Annotated in this window: 23 protein-coding genes; 18 read left to right on the top strand and 5 right to left on the bottom strand. The window is 64.6% G+C overall.

The genetic code is table 11. The features are described from left to right. Positions 1–40: 40 nt before the first annotated feature. A complete protein-coding gene (locus IQ35_RS04005; RefSeq protein WP_145072030.1) occupies positions 41–379 on the bottom strand; it encodes an antibiotic biosynthesis monooxygenase family protein in 339 nt (112 codons plus the stop codon). A gap of 72 nt (positions 380–451) precedes the next feature. Further along, positions 452–1,105 (bottom strand): fructose-6-phosphate aldolase, encoded by a 654-nt coding sequence (fsa, locus tag IQ35_RS04000; RefSeq protein WP_021245722.1) that lies wholly within the window; start codon positions 1,103–1,105, stop codon positions 452–454. A gap of 145 nt (positions 1,106–1,250) precedes the next feature. Here fsa and IQ35_RS03995 point away from each other — a divergent pair, with 145 nt between their 5' ends. From IQ35_RS03995 to IQ35_RS03985, 3 genes are read left to right on the top strand one after another with little or no spacing between them, the layout of a single operon-like run. Then, complete coding sequence (locus IQ35_RS03995) at positions 1,251–1,916, top strand: DUF2490 domain-containing protein (RefSeq protein ID WP_145072029.1); 666 nt, start codon at positions 1,251–1,253, stop codon at positions 1,914–1,916. Positions 1,917–1,962: 46 nt separating this feature from the next. Then, the gene (locus tag IQ35_RS03990) at positions 1,963–4,134 is read left to right on the top strand and encodes a primosomal protein N' (protein WP_145072028.1); all 2,172 of its coding nucleotides are present in this window, start codon (positions 1,963–1,965) and stop codon (positions 4,132–4,134) included. Beyond that, positions 4,131–4,325: a DUF1289 domain-containing protein gene (locus IQ35_RS03985; protein WP_199739910.1), complete on the top strand. Its 195-nt coding sequence runs from the start codon at positions 4,131–4,133 to the stop codon at positions 4,323–4,325. Before IQ35_RS03990 ends, IQ35_RS03985 begins: the two co-directional genes overlap by 4 nt. Here IQ35_RS03985 and IQ35_RS03980 read toward each other — a convergent pair. Continuing rightward, a complete protein-coding gene (locus tag IQ35_RS03980) occupies positions 4,270–5,763 on the bottom strand; it encodes a hypothetical protein (RefSeq protein WP_145072027.1) in 1,494 nt (497 codons plus the stop codon). The two genes, IQ35_RS03985 and IQ35_RS03980, sit on opposite strands and share 56 nt — an antisense overlap. A gap of 80 nt (positions 5,764–5,843) precedes the next feature. Beyond that, entirely contained in the window at positions 5,844–6,905 is a 1,062-nt protein-coding gene (ada, locus tag IQ35_RS03975; protein ID WP_145072026.1) for a bifunctional DNA-binding transcriptional regulator/O6-methylguanine-DNA methyltransferase Ada, read from the bottom strand. A gap of 127 nt (positions 6,906–7,032) precedes the next feature. On the opposite strand from ada, the gene IQ35_RS03970 reads away from it, so the two are divergent. The 8 genes from IQ35_RS03970 (at position 7,033) to IQ35_RS03935 (ending at position 16,637) form a co-directional block, all read left to right on the top strand. After that, complete coding sequence (locus tag IQ35_RS03970; RefSeq protein ID WP_021245728.1) at positions 7,033–8,580, top strand: S1C family serine protease; 1,548 nt, start codon at positions 7,033–7,035, stop codon at positions 8,578–8,580. A 181-nt stretch (positions 8,581–8,761) separates the two neighbouring features. Then, the gene (locus tag IQ35_RS03965; RefSeq protein ID WP_021245729.1) at positions 8,762–9,316 is read left to right on the top strand and encodes a F0F1 ATP synthase subunit delta; all 555 of its coding nucleotides are present in this window, start codon (positions 8,762–8,764) and stop codon (positions 9,314–9,316) included. 2 nt (positions 9,317–9,318) lie between these two features. Further along, on the top strand, positions 9,319–10,848 hold the full coding sequence (atpA, locus tag IQ35_RS03960; RefSeq protein ID WP_145072025.1) for a F0F1 ATP synthase subunit alpha: 1,530 nt from the start codon (positions 9,319–9,321) through the stop codon (positions 10,846–10,848). A 55-nt stretch (positions 10,849–10,903) separates the two neighbouring features. After that, complete coding sequence (locus IQ35_RS03955; protein WP_062063846.1) at positions 10,904–11,788, top strand: F0F1 ATP synthase subunit gamma; 885 nt, start codon at positions 10,904–10,906, stop codon at positions 11,786–11,788. Between the two features lie 184 nt (positions 11,789–11,972). Then, positions 11,973–13,418 (top strand): F0F1 ATP synthase subunit beta, encoded by a 1,446-nt coding sequence (gene atpD, locus IQ35_RS03950; RefSeq protein WP_062063844.1) that lies wholly within the window; start codon positions 11,973–11,975, stop codon positions 13,416–13,418. A 50-nt stretch (positions 13,419–13,468) separates the two neighbouring features. Continuing rightward, complete coding sequence (locus tag IQ35_RS03945; RefSeq protein WP_021245733.1) at positions 13,469–13,723, top strand: ATP synthase F1 subunit epsilon; 255 nt, start codon at positions 13,469–13,471, stop codon at positions 13,721–13,723. A 465-nt stretch (positions 13,724–14,188) separates the two neighbouring features. Beyond that, on the top strand, positions 14,189–15,712 hold the full coding sequence (locus tag IQ35_RS03940) for a TadA family conjugal transfer-associated ATPase (protein WP_021245734.1): 1,524 nt from the start codon (positions 14,189–14,191) through the stop codon (positions 15,710–15,712). 106 nt (positions 15,713–15,818) lie between these two features. Further along, positions 15,819–16,637: a class I SAM-dependent methyltransferase gene (locus IQ35_RS03935; protein ID WP_145072024.1), complete on the top strand. Its 819-nt coding sequence runs from the start codon at positions 15,819–15,821 to the stop codon at positions 16,635–16,637. A 47-nt stretch (positions 16,638–16,684) separates the two neighbouring features. Here the strand turns inward: IQ35_RS03935 and IQ35_RS03930 are convergent, their stop codons facing one another. Then, on the bottom strand, positions 16,685–17,116 hold the full coding sequence (locus IQ35_RS03930; RefSeq protein ID WP_021245736.1) for an OsmC family protein: 432 nt from the start codon (positions 17,114–17,116) through the stop codon (positions 16,685–16,687). 100 nt (positions 17,117–17,216) lie between these two features. Between IQ35_RS03930 and IQ35_RS03925 the strand changes: the two genes are divergently transcribed. From IQ35_RS03925 to IQ35_RS03895, 7 genes are all read left to right on the top strand, one after another. Further along, a complete protein-coding gene (locus IQ35_RS03925; RefSeq protein WP_145072023.1) occupies positions 17,217–17,582 on the top strand; it encodes a PRC-barrel domain-containing protein in 366 nt (121 codons plus the stop codon). A 162-nt stretch (positions 17,583–17,744) separates the two neighbouring features. Then, the gene (locus IQ35_RS03920; RefSeq protein WP_031291557.1) at positions 17,745–18,413 is read left to right on the top strand and encodes an RBBP9/YdeN family alpha/beta hydrolase; all 669 of its coding nucleotides are present in this window, start codon (positions 17,745–17,747) and stop codon (positions 18,411–18,413) included. Positions 18,414–18,518: 105 nt separating this feature from the next. Beyond that, positions 18,519–18,692 (top strand): YezD family protein, encoded by a 174-nt coding sequence (locus IQ35_RS03915; RefSeq protein ID WP_021245739.1) that lies wholly within the window; start codon positions 18,519–18,521, stop codon positions 18,690–18,692. Positions 18,693–18,853: 161 nt separating this feature from the next. Further along, positions 18,854–21,322, top strand: a complete 2,469-nt coding sequence (locus IQ35_RS03910) for a TonB-dependent receptor (RefSeq protein WP_145072022.1) — start codon at positions 18,854–18,856, stop codon at positions 21,320–21,322. A gap of 54 nt (positions 21,323–21,376) precedes the next feature. Beyond that, positions 21,377–22,249 (top strand): 3-methyl-2-oxobutanoate hydroxymethyltransferase, encoded by an 873-nt coding sequence (gene panB, locus IQ35_RS03905; protein ID WP_145072021.1) that lies wholly within the window; start codon positions 21,377–21,379, stop codon positions 22,247–22,249. A 74-nt stretch (positions 22,250–22,323) separates the two neighbouring features. Then, a complete protein-coding gene (locus IQ35_RS03900) occupies positions 22,324–23,022 on the top strand; it encodes a tetratricopeptide repeat protein (protein WP_145072073.1) in 699 nt (232 codons plus the stop codon). Between the two features lie 41 nt (positions 23,023–23,063). Beyond that, positions 23,064–24,380, top strand: a complete 1,317-nt coding sequence (locus tag IQ35_RS03895; RefSeq protein ID WP_051187188.1) for an outer membrane protein assembly factor BamB family protein — start codon at positions 23,064–23,066, stop codon at positions 24,378–24,380. Positions 24,381–24,407: the final 27 nt, after the last annotated feature.

The following is a 24,407-nucleotide window of genomic DNA, read 5'->3' as shown; positions in this document are numbered from 1 at the left end:
CCCTCTTCCCGATGCCATAATGGACGTCCCTGAAACATTTTCATGGGCCGTCCTCATGGCGGGACCGCAGCAGCAGGTCGTCCGTCACCGTCATGGTGAAGATGGGGTCCGCATCGGGCGGGACTTCGGCGATGGCGTCGACGAAGGCGGCGCGGGTTTCAGGGTCGTCATAGACCATTTTCCGGTCGAAGGCCGCGCGCCAGGTCGCCTCGTCCGGCCATTCGGCATAGCCGACGAAGCGCCCGTCCGCGTCGCGGTGCAGGCGCGATCCATAGCTGCCATATTTTTCGCGGATGAGGTCGGTGCCGCGTCGCCAGGCGCTGCGGAACTGGTCTTCCTTGCCGGGATGGACGCGCCACCAGTAGATCGCGACGAACATGGCCTTTTCTCCCCTGGTTGCACAGGAGAGAATGAACGGGGGCCGGAGATGTTTCCAGCCCCCGGACCATAATCAGAGCAGCGACTGGCCGGTCTTTTCCCAATCGGCGAGGAACCCGGCGATGCCCTTGTCGGTCAGCACATGGTTGAACAGCGCCTTGATGACGGCGGGCGGCGCGGTCATCACGTCCGCGCCGATCTTCGCGCTTTCGAGCACATGGATCGGATGGCGGACCGACGCGACCAGGATTTCGGTATCGAAGGCGTAATTGTCATAGATGAGGCGGATGTCCTCGATCAGCTTCATGCCGTCGAAGCCATTGTCGTCGTGACGGCCCACGAAAGGCGAAATGAAGGACGCGCCCGCCTTCGCCGCCAGCAGCGCCTGATTGGCCGAAAAGCACAGCGTCACATTGACCATGCAGCCATCGTCGCTCAGCGCCTTGCAGGTCTTGAGGCCGTCGATGGTGAGCGGCACCTTGATGCAGACATTGTCCGCGATCTTCCGCAGGATGGCGGCTTCCTTCATCATCGTTTCATGGTCGAGCGCGACGACTTCGGCGGAAACCGGGCCTTCGACGATGCCGCAGATCTCTTCCACCACTTCAATGAACTTGCGGCCCGACCTGGCGATCAGCGAGGGGTTGGTGGTCACGCCGTCCAGCAGGCCGGTGGCGGCCAGTTCGCGGATTTCGGCGGTGTCGGCGGTGTCGACGAAGAATTTCATGGGACTTTGCTCCGGGGGCGATGGGACGAATCGTTCCTGCCCTTTAGCGGCTGACCGCCGGAATCGCCATCGCCCTGCCCGCAAAGGCTTTGCATCGAAACGGACGCAACATTATGGCGGCGCAACCTTTCCAAAGGACCGATCCATGCCTTTTTTCGCGCGTCCACGCATGCTGTGGGGCGTTTTCCTTTCGCTGGGCCTGCCGACGGCCCCGCCCGCCCTTGCCGCGAGGGAGGAAAATCAGGCGTGGATCACCGAATCGGTGGCGATCAGGGCGAGCGAGACCGACATCGTGACGCTGGACATGAGCCAACGCTTCCGGCGCGCGGAGTCGGACGACGAGCAGGCGCTGTTCCGGCTGGCGCTGGATCATCGCGTGGCGCGGGGCGTGCTGGTCGGCGGCGGCATCGCTTATGTGGAGGGCAAGGCGGAAGAGGAAATGCGCCTGTTCCAGCAGGTGACGCTGAACCAAGGCATCTGGCTGGCGCGCACCCGGCTGGAGCAGCGTTTGTTCGACACGGCCGATCGCGCGAGCTGGCGATTGCGGCAGCGGGTGCAGGCCAGCGTGCCGGTGGATCGCGACAAGCGATGGGCGCTGGTGGGCGCGATGGAAGTCTTTTTCCACCTCAACCGCGCGCGGCCTTCGGATAAAAGCGGCCTTGCCGCCATGCGTCACCAGATCGGGCTGCGCCATGCGGTGGGCAAGGCGATGGACGTGCAACTGCTCTATATGCGCCAGCAGAATTTCCGCGATCATCGCCCGGATGCGGTGGCGCATGTTCCCTGGCTGACGCTCGCCTGGAAAATCTGAACGGGCGGCTTTGCCTCCTTCCCCCAGGCGCGTTAGGGACATGCCCATGAGTTCGCGCGCCCGTGTCCTGTTGCTGAACGCCGCCTTGGGGCCGCTCGACTATCGCGTGCCGCACGGGATGAACGCCAAGCCCGGCAGCATCGTCGTCGCGCCGCTCGGGCCGCGCCAGATCGTCGGCGTGGTGTGGGAGGAGGATGCTTTCCCCGATGTGGAGAGCGTGGGCGACAATCGCCTGCGCAACCTCGTCGCGCTGGTCGACGCGCCGCCGGTGCCGGAGACGCTGCGGCGGCTGATCGAATGGACGGCGGATTATTATCTCGCGCCGCCCGCCGCCGTGCTGCGGATGACGCTGGCGTCGATGGCGGCGCTGGAGGGCGCGCGGACGGTCATCGAATATCGCGCCACCGGCACCCTGCCCGACCGCATGACCGAGCAGCGCACGCAGGCCATGGAACGGATCGGCGAGCGGCAGGGGCTGATCCGCGAGCTGGCGATGATCGGCGGGGTGAGCGACGCGGTGATTCGCGGCCTCATCAAGGCGGGCGCGTTCGAGGCGATGGAGGTGAGCGTCGACACCCCCTTCCCGCAGCCCGACCCCGATCATGCGCCGCCCGCTTTGTCGGACCAGCAGCGCGCCGCCGCCGACAGCTTCGTGGAGGCGGTTCATGCACGCGACTTCGCGCCGTTCCTGCTGGACGGCGTGACGGGATCGGGCAAGACGGAGGTCTATTTCGAGGCCATCGCCGCCGCGATCCGCGAAGGGCGGCAGGTGCTGGTGCTGCTCCCCGAAATCGCGCTGACGGAGCCTTTCCTCGAACGCTTCGAGAAGCGGTTCGGCACGGTGCCGGTCAACTGGCACAGCGGCCTGCGGCAGAGCGAGCGGCGGCGGGCCTGGCGCGCCATCGCGGCGGGCGAGGCGCGGGTGGTGGTGGGCGCGCGATCGGCCTTGTTCCTGCCCTATCCCAATCTGGGCCTGATCGTCGTCGATGAAGCGCATGAGGCGAGCTTCAAGCAGGAGGATGGCGTCCACTATCATGCCCGCGACGTGGCGGTGATGCGCGGGCTGATCGAGAAATTCCCGGTCGTCCTCGCTTCCGCCACGCCCGCCATAGAGACGCGGCATCAGGTGGAGCTGGGCCGTTATCGGGAAATCAAGCTGCCGGGGCGCTATGGCGGGGCGGAAATGCCGGACATTGCGGGCATCAACCTGCTGACCGACCCGCCCGAACGAGGGCGCTGGATCGCGCCGCCGCTGGTCCTCGCCATCGACGAGACGATGGCGAAGGGCGACCAGAGCCTGCTGTTCCTCAACCGGCGGGGCTATGCGCCGCTGACGCTGTGCCGCCATTGCGGTTATCGCTTCCAATGCCCCAATTGCACCGCGTGGATGGTCGAGCACCGGCTGACCCGGCGGCTGGCCTGTCATCATTGCGGGCATGTGATCCCCTCACCCCGCTTCTGCCCGGAGTGCAAGGAGGAGGACAGCCTCGTCGCCTGCGGTCCGGGCGTCGAGCGGATCGCGGACGAGGTGAAGGCGCTCTGGCCGCAGGCGCGCACCGCCATCGTCACATCCGACACGCTCTGGTCCCCGGCGAAGGTGGCGGAGTTCGTGAAGTCGGTGGAGGCAGGCGCGGTCGACATCATCATCGGCACGCAGCTCGTGACGAAGGGCTATCATTTCCCGAACCTGACGCTGGTGGGCGTGATCGACGCCGATCTGGGGCTGGAGGGCGGCGACCTGCGCGCGTCGGAGCGGACCTTCCAGCAGATCGTGCAGGTGGCGGGGCGCGCGGGGCGCGGCGTGAAGCCGGGGCGCGTCTTCATCCAGACGCGGATGCCCGAAGCGGAGGTCATCCAGGCGCTGATCGCGGGCGATGCGGAGCGTTTCTATGCGGTGGAGACGGAGAATCGCCGCCACGCCAACGCGCCGCCCTTCGGCCGCTTCGCCGCGATCATCGTGTCGAGCGAGGATGCCGACGAAGCCGCGCAGGTCGCCCGCCTGATCGGCAAATCCGCGCCGCTCATCGACGGGATGCGGGTTTACGGCCCCGCACCCGCGCCGCTCTCGGTGCTGCGCGGGCGGCACCGGCACCGGCTGCTGATCCACGCCGCGCGGCAGGTGGATGTGCAGGCGGCGATCCGCGAATGGCTGGGCAATCTTACGTGGAAATCCGGCACGCGGGTCGCGGTGGACGTCGATCCCTATAGCTTCATGTGAGCGGGATCGTGATCGAAAGCCCCTGCATCAAGGTCTGCCTGCTCGACGAAACCGGCCGGACGTGCACGGGATGCGGACGCACGCTGGAGGAAATCGCCCGCTGGAGCCGCATGACCGATCGGGAACGCAGCGTCATCATGGCGCGGCTGAAATCCCCTTCCCTTTCGCCGCCGCGTCGAACTGCGCCTTGAGTTGCAGCGCCATGTCGCGCCCTTCGGAAGCATGGGGCGAATAAGCCAGCGGATCGAGCAGGCGCGATGCCGCGGCATAATCCCCCTTCGCGGCAAGGGCATGAACAAGCGCCAGGCGATAGTCCGGGTTTTGCGGCAGCAGGCCATAGGCCTTGTAAAGCCCGTCATAGGCCACTTCCGGCATCGGCCCGCCCCGCATGGCGTGATAACGATAGAAAAGCGCAAGCGGCACGGGGTCTTCCATATCCGCGCGATTGGCCTTGAGGATCGCGCCGCGCGCCGCAAGCCAATCCTCTTCCTTGCCGCTCTCCTGCGCGCGCTCCAGCCATATCTGCGCTTTTGTGCCAAAGGCGCGTGAAAGCCCCGGATCGATCGCAATGGCGCGATCCGCGTCCGCCAGAGCGGCGTCCGCCTGCTCCGCCTGCCGCTCCGCTTCCGCCAGCAAGGCCATCGCATAGGCGCTGGAGGGGAATTTTGCCGCCGTCTGGCGGATGGACGCCACGAGGGCAGGAAATTCGTCGGTCCGGGGATGGCCCATCAACCGCAGTTCGTCCCCGACCAAGGCTGCTCGCGCCGGTTCGACCGGCGTGATCGCAATCTCTCCAACGGTCGCGACATTGGGCGCGAGGCGGGACATGGTCAGGCGCTGACGCATATAGGCGCGCAGATCCCTTTCCATTCCAGCCAGCCCGCCAGCGAAATAGCTGTCGAGCTGCATATCCGGAACGCCCTTCGCCAGATCGTTCAGATAATGGACGAATTCCTCTCTACGGCTGTCCCGATATTGGAAATAATGAACCAGCAGCCATGCCGTGCCATAATAGCGGTCGCCATCGGCCCGTTTGAGGCCTTCGGTATCGCGGGCGAAAAGCTCTTTCAGGGGATAGATCGACCCCAGCACCAGACCCGGAACACGCGCTACGGGTATGTGGCCGAATTCGATGGCCCCGTCGCGCGGGAATTTGACGGTGGAAAAGAACTCCGCAAACCCCTCCACATACCAGGCGGGATAGGCCGCCGGGAAATGATGCAGCATGAAATGGTGCGTATATTCGTGGAACAGGATTTCCTGCGCGCCGAAATCGAACGCGCCGTCCTTTTCCCCGCGCGCCAGCACCGCATAGGCGAAACGGTCCGACGTTGTGTAGAATCCCCCGATATCGGGATTGCGGGCGAGTCCCTTCACCTTGGCCTCATTGGCCAGCAGGTAAACATGGACCGGGCTGCCTGCTTCCGGGTCGTCCACCCCCGTCACATGGCGCAGGAGAAAATCGAACTTTTCGAGCTTTTCCGCGAAGTCGCGCAGCTTCTTTTCGTTGTCTTCGCTGTAGATGGTGAAATGGCCGCTTCTGGCCTGAAGCCATTCCGCCCGCGCCGATCCCGGCGACAAGACCGTTAGCGCGGCGAGAAGGACCAGCAGCCTGAGAAACGTCCCCATGTCCAGCCATCCCCCAATGACACCGAATCACATGCAAAGTGGTGACGCACGGGGTCCGGGAAGGAAAGAGGATTGATCCCTTAACGCCCCTTTTCCCGCTCCAGCAGTTCCCGTTTCCGTTCGATCCCATAGGCGTAGCCGCCCATGCCGCCGTCGCCGCGCAGCACGCGGTGGCAGGGGATGAGGACGGCGAGATTATTGTCGCCGCAGGCCGTCCCCGCCGCCCGCACCGCGCCGGGCCTGCCGATGGCGGCCGCGATCTCGCCATAGCTGCGCGTCTCGCCGGGCGGAATGGCGCGCAGGGCCGCCCAGACCGCCTGCTGGAAAACCGTGCCGCGCACATCGACGGGAAGATCCGCACTGCCCGCCGGATCGTCGATCAGAGCCGCGACCTGCTTCGCCAGCGCATGAAGGCGCGCGTCGGCGGGCAAGATCTCCGCCCTGGGGAAGCGGCGGCGCAGATCGGCTTCATCCTCCTCGAAGCTGATCCGGCACAGCCCCTTTTCCGTCGCGGCGATCAGCGCGCGCCCAAGACTGGTGAGGACGATCATATGGCGAATCGTCGCGCCCTTGCCGCCGTCCTTCCAGGCGCTCGGCGTCATGCCCAGATGGCGCTCCGCATCGGCATAGGCGCGGCTGGGGGCGTTATAGCCCGCTTCGTAGATCGCTTGAGTCACATTGTTCTCCTTTCCCAGCGCCGATTTCAGCCGCTCGGCGCGCAGGGCGCGGGCATAGGCGGCCGGCGTCATCCCCGTTTCCCGCTTGAACAGGCGATGGAAATGATGCGGCGCATAGCCCGCATGGGCGGCAACCTGCTCCAGCGATGGCGGCGTTTCGGCGGCGGCTATCAGGTCGATGGCCGCTTCCACCGCCAGCCGATCGCGCCCGACCTCATCGGGACGGCAACGCAGACAGGCGCGGAATCCCGCCGCCCGCGCAGCCGCCGGATCGGGCAGGAAGATCATATTTTCCCGCCTGGGGCGGCGCGCCGCGCAGCTTGGCTTGCAATAGATGCCTGTCGTCAGCACCGCGCCAACGAACCGGCCGTCCATGGATCGGTCGCGGCGCAGGAAGGCCGCCCAGCAGGCGTCGGGATCGGGCATGGTCCGCACGGAGGCATCGGGGCGAGTCATCTGGTTCATGCATATGGGATAAGCCGAAGGGAATCGCCACGCTTCCCGCCGCTTGCGGTCAAAAAGCCGCTTCCTTGTCCTTCCGCATATTTCCCGATTGCCTAATAGCGGCCTTAGCATATGTATGCGCGCCACTATGGTCGCTTTTCTCCGCCGCCTCTGCCTGGTCCTTGCCCTCGCGATGCCCGCCATGGCGCGCGCCGAACAGCAGGACATCGCTGCCGCCGCGCGCGGCGTGGTCCGCGTCGTGCTGGTCGCGACGGACGGAAGCGAGGCCTATTTCGTGGGCCATGGCAGCGGCCTTGCCGTCGCGCCGGACAAGGTGCTGACCAACGCCCATGTGGTCGAACTGACCCGCGAGGAGAAGAATCTCGTCATCGGCGTGATCCCGTCCGAAGGGCGCAAGACCTTTGGCGGGCGCGTCATCGCCTATTCGCCGGGCAACGACCTGGCGCTGATCCAGTTGGAGGAAGGCTCCCTGCCCGTCAGCACCTTTTACGCCGGGGCGGTGGGCGACGGACAGCATGTGACCGCCATCGGCTATCCCGGCACCGTCGACCGCGCGCAGGGACTGGGCCTCAAGCAGATGGTGGAGCCGCTCGGCACGGTGAAGACCAGCGGCAACACCTCCTCGGGCCGTTCGACCCAGAGCTTCGACACGATCCTCCACACCGCGCCGCTCGCCGCCGGGAATAGCGGCGGGCCGCTGGTCGACGATTGCGGACGGGTGCTGGGCGTCAACAGCTTCGGTTCGGTGTCGGACGGCAATGATGCGGAATTCGGATTCGCCGTGTCATGGCGGGAGGTCGCCTCCTTCCTGCGGCAGGCGGGCGTGTCGTCGCTGCACACCGTCGTCCCCTGCCGATCCATGGCGGAGGCGGACGCGGCCGAAGCGGCGATCACCCAGCGCGAGGCGCAGGCGACCGAACAAAGCGAACGCGCGCAGGCCGATGCCCATGAAGCCGCGATGGACAAGGCCCGCGACGATGCCGAACGCGGCGTGATCTCCGCCCGCGAAAACGCCATGGCGGGCGCGGCGGTGCTGCTGGCCATCGCGGTGCTGTGCCTGGGCGCGGGCGGGCTGTTCTACACCCAGAAGCGGGAAAGACGCGCGACATGGTGGCTCGCCGGGGGCGGCATAGCCCTGTTCGGCGCGCTGGGCCTGTTCTTCCTCAAGCCCAGCTTTTCCAGCATCGACGAACGGATCGTCCTTCCCGACGACCATAAGGCGGTCGGCAACAACGCCTATGCCTGGGCGGGCGACAATATCTGCCGCATCGATGTGAACCGCAGCCGCCTCACCGTGTCGCAGGCGAACGACGTCCCGTTCCACTGGGCCGAAGGCGGCTGCGTCGACGGGCAGACGCAATATGTCTCCGTCGGCACCAAATGGCAGCGCCCGACGATTCCCGACAAAGGCCATTTCGTCAGCATCAGTGAATTCGACCCGGCGACGGGGCAGCTCCGAATCCAGCGCTGGCTCCCGGACATGGATGTGATGGACAAGGCGCGCGCGCTGGTGAAGGATATGTCCGTCAAGGGCTGCGGCGCCGATTCCGACCGGCTCGCGCGGATTTCCGCGCTCCGCTCCGATCTTTCGGCCCTTCTGCCCGCCCAGCCCAATGAACGGCTGGTCTATCGCTGCCAGAAGGGCCGCCTGACCCCCGCCGGTCCGCAAAACTGACCATTTGGCCGGCGGGCGCGCACGCGGCCGCAAGGCCATGCTTTACCCTGTGCGAAGGAATCGCGCGCCATGGCTTGCATCATCATAATCGCGCTGCTAACCGGCCCCGCAACAGGGGAACGGGCATGACTGCTCCCCTTTCTTTGCATGACCGGCATATTGAGTGGAGGACGGTAAGCGCGTGGAGACTACCGGCGGTATTCAGGCTAGCCTAAGCGGCCGCTATGCGGTGGCGCTGTTCGATCTGGCCCGCGACGGCAAGACGCTCGACACCGTTGCCGAGAGCCTTGCCGCGCTCAAGGCCGCGATCGCGCAGTCGGCTGATTTCAGGGAGCTTATCAACAGCCCCGTGCTGAGTCGCGATGCGGCGGGCAAGACCATCGCCGCCGTGGCCGCGTCGATCGGGACGGACCCCCTCACCGCCAAATTCCTGGGCGTGCTGGCGCAGAACCGCCGCCTGTCGCAGCTTCCCGCGGTCATCCGCGCCTATGAAACGCTGCTGTCGAATCACAAGGGCGAGGTTCGCGCCGAAGTGACGAGCGCCCATGCGCTCACCAAGACCCAGATCACTGCCCTGAGCAAGAGCCTCAAGGCGCGTGTCGGCCGCGATGTCACGGTCGATCCGAAAGTCGATCCCGCAATCCTCGGCGGGCTGGTCGTCAAGATCGGCAGCCAGATGATCGACAGCTCCATCCGTACCCGTTTGAATAGTCTCGCCCTGGCGATGAAAGGCTGAACATGGATATCAACGCCGCAGAAATTTCGAAGGTCATCAAGGACCAGATCGCCAATTTCGGCACCGAAGCGCAGGTGAGCGAAGTCGGTTCCGTGCTGACCGTGGGTGACGGCATCGCCCGCGTCCATGGCCTCGACAACGTCCAGGCGGGCGAAATGGTCGAATTCGCCAACGGCGTGCAGGGCATGGCGCTGAACCTGGAAGCCGACAATGTCGGCGTCGTGATCTTCGGATCGGACAGCGAGATCAAGGAAGGCGACACCGTCAAGCGCACCGGCACCATCGTCGACGTTCCGGTGGGCAAGGGCCTGCTGGGCCGCGTCGTGGACGGCCTGGGCAACCCGATCGACGGCAAGGGCCCGATCGAATATACCGAGCGCAAGCGCGTGGAAGTCAAGGCGCCGGGCATCATCCCCCGCAAGTCGGTGCACGAACCCGTGCAGACCGGCCTCAAGGCGATCGACGCCCTCGTCCCCGTGGGCCGCGGCCAGCGCGAACTCATCATCGGCGACCGCCAGACCGGCAAGACCGCCGTCGCCATCGACACCTTCATCAACCAGAAGGGCGTCAATGCGGGCGACGATGAGTCGAAGAAGCTCTATTGCATCTACGTCGCCGTCGGCCAGAAGCGTTCGACCGTCGCGCAGATCGTGAAGCAGCTTGAGGAAAATGGCGCGATGGAATATTCCATCGTCGTCGCCGCGACCGCTTCGGAACCCGCTCCGCTCCAGTATCTCGCGCCCTATGCCGGCGTCACCATGGGTGAGTTCTTCCGCGACAACGGCATGCACGCCGTCATCGTCTATGACGATCTTTCCAAGCAGGCTGTCGCCTATCGCCAGATGTCGCTGCTGCTGCGCCGTCCTCCGGGCCGCGAAGCCTATCCGGGCGACGTTTTCTATCTGCACAGCCGCCTGCTGGAACGCGCCGCGAAGATGAACGACGCCAACGGCGCAGGCTCGCTGACCGCGCTGCCGATCATCGAGACGCAGGCGGGCGACGTGTCGGCCTATATCCCGACCAACGTGATCTCGATCACCGACGGCCAGATCTTCCTCGAAACCAACCTCTTCTATCAGGGCATCCGTCCGGCCATCAACGTCGGCCTCTCGGTGTCACGCGTCGGTTCCGCCGCGCAGACCAAGGCGATGAAGAAGGTCAGCGGCTCGATCAAGCTGGAACTGGCGCAGTATCGCGAAATGGCGGCCTTCGCCCAGTTCGGCTCGGACCTCGACGCTTCGACCCAGAAGCTGCTGAACCGTGGCGCGCGCCTGACCGAACTGCTCAAGCAGGCCCAGTTCTCGCCCCTGCCCTTCGAGGAGCAGACCGCGTCGATCTTCGCGGGCACCAACGGCTATCTGGATAGCGTGCCGGTCAAGGACGTGACCCGTTACGAAGAACTGATGCTGGCCTATCTGCGTCACGATCACCCCGAAATCCTCGCGGAAATCCGTGACAGCAAGGATCTGGGCGATGGCGCGAAGGCAAAGCTCGTCGCCGCGCTCGACGCGTTCGGCAAGACGTTCGCGTAAGATTGTAACCGTCATCCCGGTCCCCATGCCGGGATGACGAACCAGAAGGTTCGTCATGGCCAGCCTCAAGGAACTGAAGCTCCGCATCGGGTCGGTGAAGTCGACCCAGAAGATCACCAAGGCGAAGCAGATGGTCGCCGCCGCGAAGCTGCGTAAGGCGCAGGCCGCGGCCGAAGCCGCGCGCCCCTACAGCCAGCGCCTCGAAGCCGTTGTCGCCTCCCTCGCGTCCAAGATCGCGGGCGGATCGGGCGAAGGCGCCTCTCCGCTGCTGGCAGGCACCGGCAAGGATGAAGTGCATCTGCTGGTCGTCGCCAACTCCGACCGCGGGCTTGCCGGCGCGTTCAACGCGAACATCGTCAAGGCAGCGCGCGCGCGGGCCGACGAACTCATCCAGCAGGGCAAGACGGTCCGCTTCTACCTGATCGGCCGCAAGGGCCGTCCGGTCATCAACCGCACTTTCCCCGGCATGATCGTCGCCCAGTTCGACACCACCGGCGCGAAGGAACCGGGCTATAGCCAGGCCGAGCAGATCGCCCACGAACTGACCGACATGTATCTGAACGGCAAGTTCGACGTCGCGCATCTCTTCTTCTCGCGCTTCAAGTCGGCCCTCGCCCAGATCCCGACCGAGCAGCAGATCATCCCGGTCAAGATCCCCGAGGACGCCGACCGCAACGCCATCGCCGCGACGGTGGAATATGAACCGAGCGAGGAAGCGATCCTCGACGATCTGCTGCCGCGCAACATCACGGTGCAGCTTTTCAAGGCGCTGCTGGAAAACAATGCGTCCGAACAGGGCGCGTCGATGACCGCCATGGACAATGCGACGCGCAACGCCGGCGACCTCATCAACAAGCTGACGATCCAGTACAACCGCAGCCGTCAGGCCGCGATCACCACCGAACTCGTCGAAATTATCTCGGGCGCGGAAGCTCTGTAAGTGACTAAGGGCCGATGGGCGCTTGCTGCGCTGATCGTCCTGATTGCCACACTGTTCTGGTTTTGGAACAGCAAATGGCTAGAAATAGACGCCTGCCTCGATAGCGGCGGCAGGTGGGACAAGAAGACGGCATATTGCCAGCATCAGGTTGGCGCAGAAGGTTAGAAGGCAAGGAAACGAAGTCATGGCAACCACCAACAATGTAGGCCGCATCTCGCAGGTCATCGGCGCCGTCGTCGACGTGACCTTCCCCGATGCGCTGCCCTCGATTCTCTCGGCGCTGGAAACCAGCAACAACGGTCAGCGTCTGGTGCTGGAAGTCGCCCAGCATCTGGGCGAAAACACCGTCCGCACCATCGCGATGGATTCGACCGAGGGTCTGACCCGTGGTCAGGAAGTGACCGACACCGGCGCGCAGATCAGCGTTCCCGTCGGCCCCGCGACGCTCGGCCGCATCCTGAACGTCGTCGGCGAGCCGATCGACGAGCGCGGTCCGGTGCAAACCACCCTCACCGCCCCGATCCACGCCAAGGCTCCCGAGTTCGTTGACCAGTCGACCGACGCCAGCATCCTCGTCACCGGCATCAAGGTCATCGACCTTCTCGCCCCCTATGCGAAGGGCGGCAAGATCGGCCTGTTCGGCGGCGCGGGCGTGGGCAAGACCGTGCTCATCCAGGAACTGATCAACAACATCGCGAAGGGCCATGGCGGCACTTCCGTGTTCGCGGGCGTGGGTGAGCGGACCCGCGAGGGTAACGACCTCTATCACGAATTCCTCGACGCGGGCGTTATCGCCAAGGATGCCGAGGGCAATGCGATCTCCGAAGGCTCCAAGGTGGCGCTGGTCTACGGCCAGATGAACGAACCGCCGGGCGCCCGCGCGCGCGTCGCCCTTTCCGGCCTCACCATCGCGGAATATTTCCGCGATCAGGAAGGGCAGGACGTGCTGTTCTTCGTCGACAACATCTTCCGCTTCACGCAGGCGGGCGCGGAAGTGTCGGCGCTGCTGGGCCGTATTCCCTCGGCCGTGGGCTATCAGCCGACGCTGGCGACCGACATGGGCCAGCTTCAGGAACGCATCACCTCCACCAACAAGGGGTCGATCACCTCGGTGCAGGCCGTCTACGTTCCCGCGGACGACTTGACCGACCCGGCGCCCGCGACCTCGTTCGCGCACTTAGACGCCACGACCGTTCTCAACCGCGCCATTTCCGAACTCGGCATCTATCCGGCGGTCGATCCGCTCGATTCGACCAGCCGCGTTCTGGAACCGCGCGTCGTGGGTCAGGAACATTACGACACCGCCCGCGCCGTTCAGGAAATCCTGCAGAAGTATAAGTCGCTGCAGGACATCATCGCCATTCTGGGCATGGATGAGCTGTCGGAAGAGGACAAGGTGACTGTCGCCCGCGCGCGCAAGATCCAGCGCTTCCTGTCGCAGCCCTTCCACGTCGCCGAAGTCTTCACCGGCATTTCGGGCAAGTTCGTCCAGATCGAAGACACGGTGAAGTCGTTCAAGGCCGTGGTCGAAGGCGAATATGACCATCTGCCCGAAGCGGCCTTCTACATGGTCGGCGGCATTGACGAAGTGGTCGAAAAGGCCAAGAAGCTGGCCGCCGAAGCCGCGTAAGTCGCAAGCTCAAAGCCCCTCCCCCGGCGGGAGGGGCCAAGGAAAAGAAGATGGCACTGCATTTCGAACTCGTGACCCCGGAAAAGCTCGTCCGTTCGGAGGAGGTCTGGCAGGTCGTGGTGCCCGGCACCGATGGCGACTTCGGCGTGCTGGAAGGCCATGCGCCCTTCATGTCGACTGTCCGCGACGGCGCGATCCAGATTTTCAGCACGGCGAACGCCGCGCCGGAGGTCATTCCCGTGCAGGGCGGCTTTGCAGAGGTCAATGAAAAGGGCCTGACCGTTCTCGCTGAACACGCCGGCTGAAATCGCCGCTTTCCGGTCCAATCGCAGGATTGGTATGGATATGGGAATAAACCCCGCGCCCTTTCGGTGCGGGGTTTTTCTTTTGAATGCTGGCTGATTGAGGGGCCTTCGTATCGCGAGACGACCGGTTACGGCCAGAGGCGAACTTCTCCCCTTCGTTCGGCCTGAGTAGGGGCTGATTCCTTGGTCAAGCTTGTCGAAGGGGCGTATCGAAGGACAGTGACGCGCGAGAAACCCTTCGATACGAGTCTTCGGCTTCGCTCAGCCCCTACTCAGGACGAACGGAGATGGGAATGGCGGGCAGGCCACTCCCCCTAACCGCCAGCGCCGCCGCTGTTTGCGACCCGCGCGCTCGGCCGCATTAGCCATTTGTCAAAGTTTCCGCCCTATTCACCTTTTCCAGCCATATCCGGTCGGCCTTGCCCTGCATGGCCAACCTGAACACGCAATTTGCGGTGGAGAGTCATGAGCGCATTTGGACGGAAAAATGGACCTGCCGGCATCAAGCCGGGTTTCGGCGTCGCGCGACCCATGCATGCCCCGGTGCGCGAAGAGGCGCGGGGCGGGGAACAATTTCCGCCGCTCGAAACGGTCGCTCTGCCGGGTGAAATGCCCCTCGACCCCCTGTCCGCGCCCACCAGCCAGATGCAGCGCAACGCCGACGCGATGCAGCGCCTGGCCGATCGCGCGAACCTGGAACATGCGGCGGATACCGGACCGCAGGGCTTTGAAGCGTCGGTCCACAAGATCAAGGAGCAGGTGCTCCCCCGCCTGCTGGAGCGCGTCGATCCCGAAGCCGCCGCGACCCTTACCAAGGATGAACTGGCCGAGGAGTTCCGGCCGATCATCATGGAAGTGCTGGCGGAACTGAAACTCACCCTCAACCGGCGCGAACAGTTCGCGCTGGAAAAGGTGCTGGTGGACGAACTGCTGGGCCTTGGCCCGCTGGAGGAATTGTTGGCCGACCCGGACGTCACCGACATCATGGTGAACGGCCCGGACCAGACCTATATCGAAAAGAAGGGCAAGCTCCAGATCGCGCCGATCAAGTTCCGCGACGAGGAGCATCTGTTCCAGATCGCCCAGCGCATCGTGAACAAGGTGGGCCGCCGCGTCGACCAGACCACGCCGCTGGCCGACGCGCGCCTGCCCGACGGCTCCCGCGTCAACGTGATCGTGCCCCCGCTCTCGCTGCGCGGCACCGCCATTTCGATCCGTAAATTCTCCGCCAAGCCGATCACCATCGACATGCTGTCCCAATGGGGCGCGATGAGCCAGAAGATGGCGACCGCGCTCAAGATCGCGGGCGCCTGTCGGTTCAATATCGTGATTTCGGGCGGCACGGGTTCGGGCAAGACGACGATGCTCAACGCCCTGTCGAAGATGATCGATCCGGGCGAGCGCGTGCTGACCATCGAGGACGCGGCCGAACTGCGCCTGCAGCAGCCGCACTGGCTGCCGCTGGAAACCCGCCCGCCGAACCTGGAAGGACAGGGCGCGATCAGCATCGGCGACCTCGTCAAGAACGCCCTGCGTATGCGCCCCGACCGCATCATCCTGGGCGAAATCCGCGGCGCGGAATGTTTCGACCTGCTCGCGGCGATGAACACGGGCCATGACGGCTCCATGTGCACGCTCCACTCCAACAGCCCGCGCGAATGCCTGGGCCGTATGGAGAATATGATCCTGATGGGCGACATCAAGATTCCGAAGGAAGCGATTTCCAAGCAGATCGCGGATTCGGTCGACCTGATCGTGCAGGTGAAGCGCCTGCGCGACGGCTCCCGCCGCGTCACCAACATCACCGAGGTGATCGGCATGGAAGGCGATGTCATCGTCACGCAGGAACTGTTCAAGTTCGAATATCATGACGAGGACGACAGCGGGAAGATCGTGGGCGAATATCGCTCCATGGGCCTGCGCCCCTATACGCTGGACAAGGCGCGGCAGTTCGGGTTCGACCAGCCTTTCCTGGAAGCCTGCCTTTAAGCCTCTGTAACGAAACATGGCTGACGGGCGTGGTCCGCCATATGTCCTTGCACTGACGCAGCGAAGCCGCCATCTTCGGGCCTGTCCGGAAAAGGGAGGATGTCCGATGAACCGCTTCGCCTGTATCGGCCTTGTGCTGACGGCCGCCTTGCCCGTCGCGCCGCTCGCCGCGCAACATGCCGGCCAGGGCGATCATGCCGCGCACATGGCGGCCGATCCGATCGCCGCCGCTGTCGCCGGCCGCGGTCGCACGCCCGCCAATGTGGCGCGCGACCGTTACCGCCATCCGGCTGAAACGCTCGCCTTCTTCGGCGTCACGCCCGATCAGACCGTGGTGGAATATTCGCCCGGCGGCGGATGGTATAGCGAGATACTGGCCCCGCTGCTGCGCGATCGCGGCACCTTCTACGCATTGCAGCCCAGCGGCCGCTATCTGGACGGATACAAGGCGTTTCTGGCCGCGAAGCCGGACGCCTACGACCGGGTGAAGCTGGTCGCCTATCCGGAGCAGGCGGGCCAGATTCCCGCAGGCTCCGTCGACACGGTGCTGACCTTCCGCAATGTGCACAACATGGTGACGGACGGGTCCGAAGCGGCGACGTTCCGGGCCTTTTTCGATATGCTCAAGCCGGGCGGCACATTGGGGGTCGTTGACCATCGCCTGCCCGAGGATCGCGACAGCGCGTCGGAAAAGAGCAGCGGCTATCTGAAGGTTTCGACCGTCCGCAAGATCGCCGAAGCGGCCGGCTTCGAATATGCCGGCGCATCGGAAATCAACGCCAATCCCAAGGATACGGCCGATTGGGAAAAGGGTGTCTGGACCCTGCCGCCGACCCTCAGCCAGCGCGATGCCGACCGGGACAAATATCTGGCCATCGGCGAAAGCGACCGGACGACACTCAAATTTCGCAAGCCGGCGAAATAGGGAATAATCGGCAAGTTTGCGATTAAACCGCTGCCTCGTCTTGCCACTCAGCCAAGAAGTTCCGCATCCAGACCGATCTGCGTATCCAGCAGCTTCGATATGGGGCAATTCGCCTTGGCCTTGCCCGCCAGTTCCTGAAAGGCGGCCTCGTCGGCGCCCGGAATCTTCGCCTTCAGCGTCAGCTTGCTGGCGGTGACGGCAAAGCCGCCTTCCTGCTGCTCCAACGTCACCACGGCGGTCGTTTCCATCTTTTCGGCGGTCAGCCCCGCTTCGCCCAGGATCATCGACAGCGCCATGGTGAAGCAGGCGGCATGGGCCGCGCCGATCAGCTCCTCCGGATTGGAGCCGGGCACGCCCTCGAAACGGGAGGCGAAACCATAGGGATAGGCGTTCAGCGCACCGCTCTGCGTGGAAATCGCGCCCTTGCCGTCTTTCAGCCCGCCGCTCCACACGGCCGATCCGCTGCGATTGATTTTCATGACCTTCTCCTGCTCCGTCGCGAGTGGAACTCCGCCCCGTTCTCATGGTTGCATTATCGGGACGCCAATTTTTGGAGCCTTATCTTACAGGAGAATGGCAATGGCCGACATGGTGAAAGAAAGTGGCAGCGACCTGATCGCCTCCGACCGCGTGGAAGGCACCGCCGTCTTCGATCCGGCAGGCGAAAAGCTGGGCCACATATCCAATTTCATGGTGGAAAAGCGGAGCGGGCAGGTGCGCTACGCCACCCTGTCCTTCGGCGGATTCCTGGGCATCGGCAACGATCATTATCCGCTGCCCTGGTCGATGCTGAACTATGACACGGACAAGGGCGGCTATGTCGTCGAACTCAGCAAGGCGGTGCTGGAGGACGCCCCCCGCCATACCGCCGACGAGCGCCCGGACTATGACGAAAGCTATGGGCGCGATGTGTTTCAATATTATGGGCTGATCTATCCCTGGTGACTATGCCGGACCGGGCGCGGTCCGACGGGAATCGCGCCCGGTCCCGTTCCTGTCCCCATGCGGCCAACCGCCGCAAGGCACAGCCCGTCGCTTTTTAATTGTCTACCAAAATAATAGAATTATTATAGCCTCTCTATCGGCATGAGGATGAGGCCGCTGACCATGGAACATTTCGGACATGCGCGTGACAGCAGACAGCCTGTCGTGCTTACCATTCCGGGGCTGAACAACAGCGGACCGGACCATTGGCAGAGCGTATGGGAAGCAAAGCGCGGCGATTGCCAGCGCGTCGATCTGGGCAGTTGGGCCAGCCCGAATCGCAACGCCTGGGTCACGCGACTCGATGCGGCGATCCGCAGCGCCGACGGGCCTGTGGTGCTGGCCGCGCACAGCCTGGGCTGCCTGGCCGTGGCATGGTGGGGAGCGCTGCAAAGCCAGGCCTATGGCTGGCCGGTGACGGGCGCGCTGCTGGTGGCGCCGCCCGATTGCGACCGGATGGAGACGCCCGAAACCATCGGCGGCTTCGGTCCGACGCCGCGCGCGCCGCTGCCCTTTCCATCCATCCTCGTGGCGAGTCGGGACGATCCCTATATTTTCTTCGAGCGCGCGCACAGCATCGCCAAGAACTGGGGCAGCAGCTTCGTGGATGCAGGCCATAGCGGCCATATCAATGCCGATTCCCGGCTGGGCGAATGGAGCTTCGGCCAGGGCTTGCTGGAAAATCTGATCGACCGGGCGCAGGACCAGGCGAGCGCCATGCGGCAAATCCGGCCCGCCCTCCATCCGGTGCATCAGGACGCGCATCCCATCAGTACCGGCCTGCCACGCTGATCCCAAGGGGCGCTGCAAGACAAACTTGTGCGCCCCTTATATTTGCTTTTTTGTCTATCATAATAGTTGAGATATAGCGAGCAACACCTTATGAGTGAAAAGGCTATGACAGACATCCGCAACGATCCAGCCGCGGCAACGCGCCACGACATCGCGCTCAGCATCGACAAGGTGCGCGGCGTCCTGGAAGCGCTCCGCTTCGGCTCCATCACGCTGACCGTGCATGACGCGCGCGTGGTGCAGATCGACGTGACGGAAAAGACGCGCCTCCACGCCTGACGGCGGAAACGGGGGGCAACGGAATTTTGGCGTCGCAGCAAAGGGCGGCGCGCGGCTTGGGGGGGTAAGCCGCACCGATGAGATTACCCCAGTATCGGTTTTGACCGGACCACCGGAAAGGCCGCGATCAACGTTCACCGGACAGCCGGAAGGGGAAGACTATGATTGCGCGTTTCCTGTTGCTCGCCAGCGTGGCGGGTACATCCATCATCACGCCCAGCGTCTTTGCGCAGGAAGCCGCTCCGTCCGCTGCGGACGGGGTCGAACAAACCAATGCCCGGGGCGACGTGATCATCGTCACCGCCCGCCGCCGCCAGGAAACGGCGCAGGAAGTGCCGCTGGCGATCTCCGTGATCCGGGGCGACAGCATCGAAGCCACCGGCAACTTCAATGTCGTGAAGCTCCAGCAGCTGGCGCCGACGTTGCAGGTATACACCACCAATCCGCGCAACACATCGGTCAACATCCGCGGTCTTGGCGTGCCGTTCGGCCTGACCAGCGACGGCTTTGAACAGGGCGTCGGCATCTATGTCGACGACGTCTATAATTCGCGCGTCGCCGCCGCGACCTTCGACTTTCTCGATGTCGCTCAGGTCGAAGTGCTGCGCGGTCCGCAGGGCACGCTGTACGGCAAGAACACCACCGCCGGCGCGATCAACATCACGACCAACCAGCCGACCTTCGATTTCGAGGGCCGCGCCGAACTGACCGTCGGCAATCTCAACTACAAGCAGGCCAAGGCCGCCATCTCCGGCCCGCTGTCGGACACGGTCGCCGCCCGCATCGCCGTCGCCGCGACCAGCCGGCGCGGCACGCTCTACAACACGACGACCGACCGCTGGATCAACGAACAGGACAATCTGGGCATTCGCGGCCAGTTGCTGTTCAAGCCCAACGAGAATTTCAGCGTCACGCTGTCGGGCGATTATAGCAAGCAGGACCCGGAATGCTGCGGCACCGTGTTCGTGCGCGTCGGCCGGACCCAGCGCGCGCTCACCCGCCAATATGATGCGCTGGTCGACGCGATCAACGCCGCCAATCCCGGCCGCAACTATGCGGCCAGCCGCAATCCCTACGACCGCCTGACCGATCTCGACAGCAGCCTGAGCGCGGGCAACAAGATCGGCGGCGTATCGGCCAAGGTGAAGTGGGATATCGGCCCCGGCACCCTGACCTCCGTCACCGCGTGGCGCTTCTGGGACTGGAAGCCGGAGAACGACCGCGACTTCACCGGCCTTTCGGTCGTGTCGAAGTCCCAGAACCCCTCGCAGCAGGACCAGTATAGCCAGGAGTTCCGTTACAATTATGAAAGCCAGAAGATCGACTTCGTCGTCGGCCTGTTCGGCTTCAAGCAGCGGATCGACACGCAGGGCACCGAGCAGCAGGGCGCCGACGCCGTCAAATGGAGCCTGGCGCCTTCGACGGATCCGGCCAACCCCTATAACAGGCCTGAAGTGCTGGCCGGCCTGACCGCCACCAACACGCAATATCTCAAGAGCACCAGCGCGGCGCTGTTCGGCCAGTTGAGCTGGAAAGTGACCGACGCGCTGACCATCCAGCCGGGCGCGCGCCTCAACTATGACAAGAAGTCGGGCTTTTATGAGCGCATCGTGACCAATGGCGCGGGCCAGGTCATTTCCTGCACTCCGGCCCCGGCTTCCGGCACGGATCTGGCGGCGCAATGCGGCGTCTACCAGCCGCAGGTCAGCGCGCCGTCCGACAGCGCCTGGAATTTCACCTACGACTTCAACGTCAATTACAAGGTCGCGCGCGACATCCTCGCCTATGCGACCTATGCCAAGAGCTTCAAGACGCTGGGCATCAACCAGAACGGCTTGCCGCTCAATGCCGACAATACGGTGAATTACGACGCGGGCACGGTGAAGCCGGAATCGGTCAACCATTTCGAAGTGGGCCTCAAGACCCAGTTCTGGGATCGCCGGGCCACCTTCAACCTTTCCGCCTTCCGCACCGAAATCAAGAACTTCCAGGCGACGGTGAACGGCGGTCAGTTCGGCACCGTGCGCGGCTACCTCGCCAATGCGGAGAAGGTCCGGTCGCAGGGTATCGAGGCGGACTTCAAGGTCGTCGCCAGCGAACGCTTCACCGCTTATGCCAACGGCGCCTATACCGACGCCAAATACAAGAAATTCACCAACGCGCCATGCCCGCCCGAATTGTCCGGCGGCACGTCGCAGCCGGCCGACGCCACGCCCGATTATTCGCAGCCCGGCGTCCCCGGCGCGCTCAGCCCGCGCCAGTGCGACATTTCCGGCCAGGACCTTCCCGGCGTGTCGAAATGGGCCTTCTCCTATGGCGCGGAATACAACATCCCGGTCACGCTGCTGGCGAAGGAAGGCCAGGTCTATCTGGGCGTCGACGGCAATTACCGTTCGCACTGGAATTCGAACGCCTCCCCGTCGATCTATACGGAGGTAAAGGGCTATGCGCTGACCAACTTCCGCGCCGGCTTCCGCGGCGAGGGCTTCGATCTCTTCGGATGGGTGCGGAACGCCTTCGATGTGAACTATATCGACAACCTTCAGGTCGCGCCCGGCAATACCGGCCTCATCGCCGGCACGCCCGGCGACCCGCGGACCTGGGGCGGGACGATCAAATTCTCGTTCTGACACCATCGCGGCCGGCATTTGCGCCGGGGAAGCGGCTGGGGTAGAGCACATCCCATGTCCACGACCTTCACGCTCGACACGTCGACCAGCCGCGCCAATCCCACCCCCGCGCCGATGAAGCGGCTGACCGTGCCCGCCATCCAGCGGCGCAAGTTCGAGGGGAAGACGGACGAGCCGCTGGTGATGCTGACCGCCTATACAGCGCGGCAGGCCCAGATCCTCGATCCCCATTGCGACATGCTGCTGGTGGGCGATTCGCTGGCGCAGGTGATTTACGGCCTGCCCTCCACTTTGCCCGTCACGCTCGACATGATGATCGCCCATGGCGCGGCGGTGGTGCGCGGCAGCTATCACAGCGTCGTCCTCGTCGACATGCCGTTCGGCGCTTATGAAGCCTCCCCGCAACAGGCTTTCGCCGCCGCCAGCCGCATCCTCGCCGAAACCGGCTGCGCCGCCGTCAAGCTGGAAGGGGGGCAGGCCATGGCGGAAACCATCGCTTTCCTCAGCCAGCGGGGCATCCCCGTCATGGCGCATATCGGCCTTACGCCCCAGGCGGTGAACGCGCTGGGCGGCTATGGCGCGCGGGGCAAAAGCCAGCAGGAACACGCCAAGATCATGGCCGACGCCCGTGCCGTCGCGGATGCAGGGGCCTTCGCCGTCGTGCTGGAAGGCGTGATGGAGGAACTGGCCGACGCCATCACCAACAGCATCGACATCCCCGTCATCGGCATCGGCGCTTCGGCGCAATGCGACGGGCAGGTGCTGGTGATCGACGACATGCTGGGCATGTTCGACCGGGTGCCGCGTTTCGTGAAGCGCTATGGGAATCTCGCCGAAACCATCGAGGGCGCCGTGAAGAATTATGCCGCCGACGTGCGTTCCCGCGCCTTTCCGACCGAAGATCAGGTCTATCGGCCCAAAAAGTGATTTGCGCCTAGCCGCGCGACCGCTAAAGATCGCGCTTTTCGCCATCCTTGCCATCTCATTTCCCGGAGACGACCGTGGCCCTGACGCCGCAAAATAGCGAAGCCTTCATGCGCGAGGTGGACGATGCCGTCCGTCAGGACCAACTGCTGACCTTCTGGCAGCGGTTCGGGCGCTGGCTCGTGGCGGCGGTGGTCGTCGGCCTCGCGGCCTTCGGGGGCTGGCTCTATTGGCAGCATCACAGCAAGACCCGATCGGAAGCCGTGTCCGAACAGATGGACAAGGTGCTGGATACCGCCATCGGCGGCGGCACGCCCGATGCGAAGGAACTGGATGCGCTGACGCAAGCGGGCCAGCCGGGCTATCGCGCCTCCGCGCAGCTCATCAAGGCGGGCATGGCATCGCGCAAGGGCGATGCGAAGACCGCCATCGCCCTCTATCAGGCGATGGCCCAAGACGGTTCGCTCGACCAGCCCTATCGCGATCTGGCGCTGATCCGGCAGACGGCGCTGGAATATGAAGCCTTGAAGCCCGAGCAGGTCGTCGACAGGCTGAAGCCGCTGGCGGTGGAAGGCGCGCCGTGGTTCGGCAGCGCCGGGGAAATGGTCGCCATCGCCTATATGAAGATGGGCAAGCGCGATCTCGCCGGGCCGCTGTTCGCCGCCATGGCCAAGGACAGGAATGTGCCGCAGTCCATCCGTTCACGCGCGCGACAGATGGCCGGGCTATTGGGGGTAGACGCGGTCGAAACGCCGACCGAAGGCACCGAGGGATAAGCGAGCGCATGGGGATGCAGAAAATGACCAGATTTTCGGCCATGGGCCGTGCCCTGACTATTGCCGCGATGGTGACGATGGTGGCCGGATGCGGCATCGTCGGCGGCAAGAAGGGCGGGCCAAAGACGCCCGTGGTCGGCAAGCGGACATCGATCCTGTCCGCCGAACAGGGCGTCGAGGTCGATCCCACGCTGGCGGACGTGCCCATCACGCTGCCCGAACCCTATGCCAATGACCAATGGTCGCAGCCGGGCGGAGCGCCCTCCAAGACCATGGGGCATCTGGCGCTGGGCGCGTCGCCCCGGCAGATCTGGTCCGCGTCCATTGAGGGCAGCACACCCAAGGCCCGCCTTGCCGCCGCGCCGGTGATTGCCGGGGGCAAGCTCTACGTCATCGATGCGGGCGCGCATGTCATCGCCTATGACGCCAATAGCGGCGCGAAGCTGTGGCAGACCCCCCTGCCCTCCGAAGGCAATGGCCGCGCGCTGTTCGGCGGCGGCGTCAGCGTCGTGGGCGATCGCGTCTTCGCCAGCACCGGCATCGGCGACGTGGCCGCGCTCAATGCCGGCAATGGCGCCGTCCTCTGGAAAAAGCGCCCCGGCGGCCCGCTGCGCGGCGCGCCGACCCTCGCCAACGGCCATGCCTATGTGATGGGGCAGGACAATCAGATCTTCGCGCTCAACCAGTCGGACGGCGAAGTGCAGTGGACCGACAGCGGCACCTTGCAGGTGACCGGCGTGTTCGGCGTCGCGGCCCCCGCCGCCGCGCAGGGCACGGTGATCGCGGGCTACAGCTCGGGCGAACTTACCGCCTATCGCTATGAGAATGGCCGCTCGCTCTGGGGCGACGCCTTGTCGCGCACCAGCATTTCCACGGCCGTCGCCTCGCTGACCGACATCGACGCCGATCCCGTGATCGACCGCGGCCGCGTGTTCGCCATCGGACAGGCGGGGCGCATGGCCTCTTACGAACTCGTCACCGGCCAGCGCCTGTGGGAAATCAATATCGGCGGCATTTCGACGCCCTGGGTCGTAGGCGAATGGGTGTTCGTCGTCACCAGCGACGCCAAGCTGCTCTGCGTCGCGCGCGCCACCGGCAAGATCCGCTGGATCAGCCAGCTTCGCCGCTGGCAGAAGGAAAAGAAGAAGGACAAGGCGATTCGCTGGACCGGCCCGGTGCTGGCGGGCAATCGGCTGGTTCTGGTGTCGACACATGGCGATCTGGTCTATGCCGATCCGTCGACCGGCAATGTGCAGGCCGATATCGAAATGGGCAAACGCATGTCGCTGTCGCCCATAGTGGCGAACAACACGCTCTACATCCTTGCCGATGACGGCAAGCTGACGGCGCTGCGGTAAGGCGCCACGCAAGGAAGGAAACGGGCC

The sequence above is a fragment of the Sphingobium wenxiniae genome, from assembly GCF_007830065.1.
Lineage (GTDB): Bacteria > Pseudomonadota > Alphaproteobacteria > Sphingomonadales > Sphingomonadaceae > Sphingobium > Sphingobium wenxiniae.
This window is presented reverse-complemented; position numbering and strand designations above follow the sequence as displayed.

Excerpts from the sequence above, each read along its gene's own strand:
- IQ35_RS04005 (WP_145072030.1), bottom strand. The coding sequence starts at position 379 with ATGTTCGTCGCGATCTACTGGTGGCGCGTCCATCCCGGCAAGGAAGAC.
- fsa (WP_021245722.1), bottom strand. The coding sequence starts at position 1,105 with ATGAAATTCTTCGTCGACACCGCCGACACCGCCGAAATCCGCGAACTG.
- IQ35_RS03995 (WP_145072029.1), top strand. The coding sequence starts at position 1,251 with ATGCCTTTTTTCGCGCGTCCACGCATGCTGTGGGGCGTTTTCCTTTCG.
- IQ35_RS03990 (WP_145072028.1), top strand. The coding sequence starts at position 1,963 with ATGAGTTCGCGCGCCCGTGTCCTGTTGCTGAACGCCGCCTTGGGGCCG.
- IQ35_RS03980 (WP_145072027.1), bottom strand. The coding sequence starts at position 5,763 with ATGGGGACGTTTCTCAGGCTGCTGGTCCTTCTCGCCGCGCTAACGGTC.
- ada (WP_145072026.1), bottom strand. The coding sequence starts at position 6,905 with ATGAACCAGATGACTCGCCCCGATGCCTCCGTGCGGACCATGCCCGAT.
- IQ35_RS03970 (WP_021245728.1), top strand. The coding sequence starts at position 7,033 with ATGGTCGCTTTTCTCCGCCGCCTCTGCCTGGTCCTTGCCCTCGCGATG.
- atpA (WP_145072025.1), top strand. The coding sequence starts at position 9,319 with ATGGATATCAACGCCGCAGAAATTTCGAAGGTCATCAAGGACCAGATC.
- IQ35_RS03955 (WP_062063846.1), top strand. The coding sequence starts at position 10,904 with ATGGCCAGCCTCAAGGAACTGAAGCTCCGCATCGGGTCGGTGAAGTCG.
- atpD (WP_062063844.1), top strand. The coding sequence starts at position 11,973 with ATGGCAACCACCAACAATGTAGGCCGCATCTCGCAGGTCATCGGCGCC.
- IQ35_RS03945 (WP_021245733.1), top strand. The coding sequence starts at position 13,469 with ATGGCACTGCATTTCGAACTCGTGACCCCGGAAAAGCTCGTCCGTTCG.
- IQ35_RS03940 (WP_021245734.1), top strand. The coding sequence starts at position 14,189 with ATGAGCGCATTTGGACGGAAAAATGGACCTGCCGGCATCAAGCCGGGT.
- IQ35_RS03935 (WP_145072024.1), top strand. The coding sequence starts at position 15,819 with ATGAACCGCTTCGCCTGTATCGGCCTTGTGCTGACGGCCGCCTTGCCC.
- IQ35_RS03930 (WP_021245736.1), bottom strand. The coding sequence starts at position 17,116 with ATGAAAATCAATCGCAGCGGATCGGCCGTGTGGAGCGGCGGGCTGAAA.
- IQ35_RS03925 (WP_145072023.1), top strand. The coding sequence starts at position 17,217 with ATGGCCGACATGGTGAAAGAAAGTGGCAGCGACCTGATCGCCTCCGAC.
- IQ35_RS03920 (WP_031291557.1), top strand. The coding sequence starts at position 17,745 with ATGGAACATTTCGGACATGCGCGTGACAGCAGACAGCCTGTCGTGCTT.
- IQ35_RS03915 (WP_021245739.1), top strand. The coding sequence starts at position 18,519 with ATGACAGACATCCGCAACGATCCAGCCGCGGCAACGCGCCACGACATC.
- IQ35_RS03910 (WP_145072022.1), top strand. The coding sequence starts at position 18,854 with ATGATTGCGCGTTTCCTGTTGCTCGCCAGCGTGGCGGGTACATCCATC.
- panB (WP_145072021.1), top strand. The coding sequence starts at position 21,377 with ATGTCCACGACCTTCACGCTCGACACGTCGACCAGCCGCGCCAATCCC.
- IQ35_RS03895 (WP_051187188.1), top strand. The coding sequence starts at position 23,064 with ATGGGCCGTGCCCTGACTATTGCCGCGATGGTGACGATGGTGGCCGGA.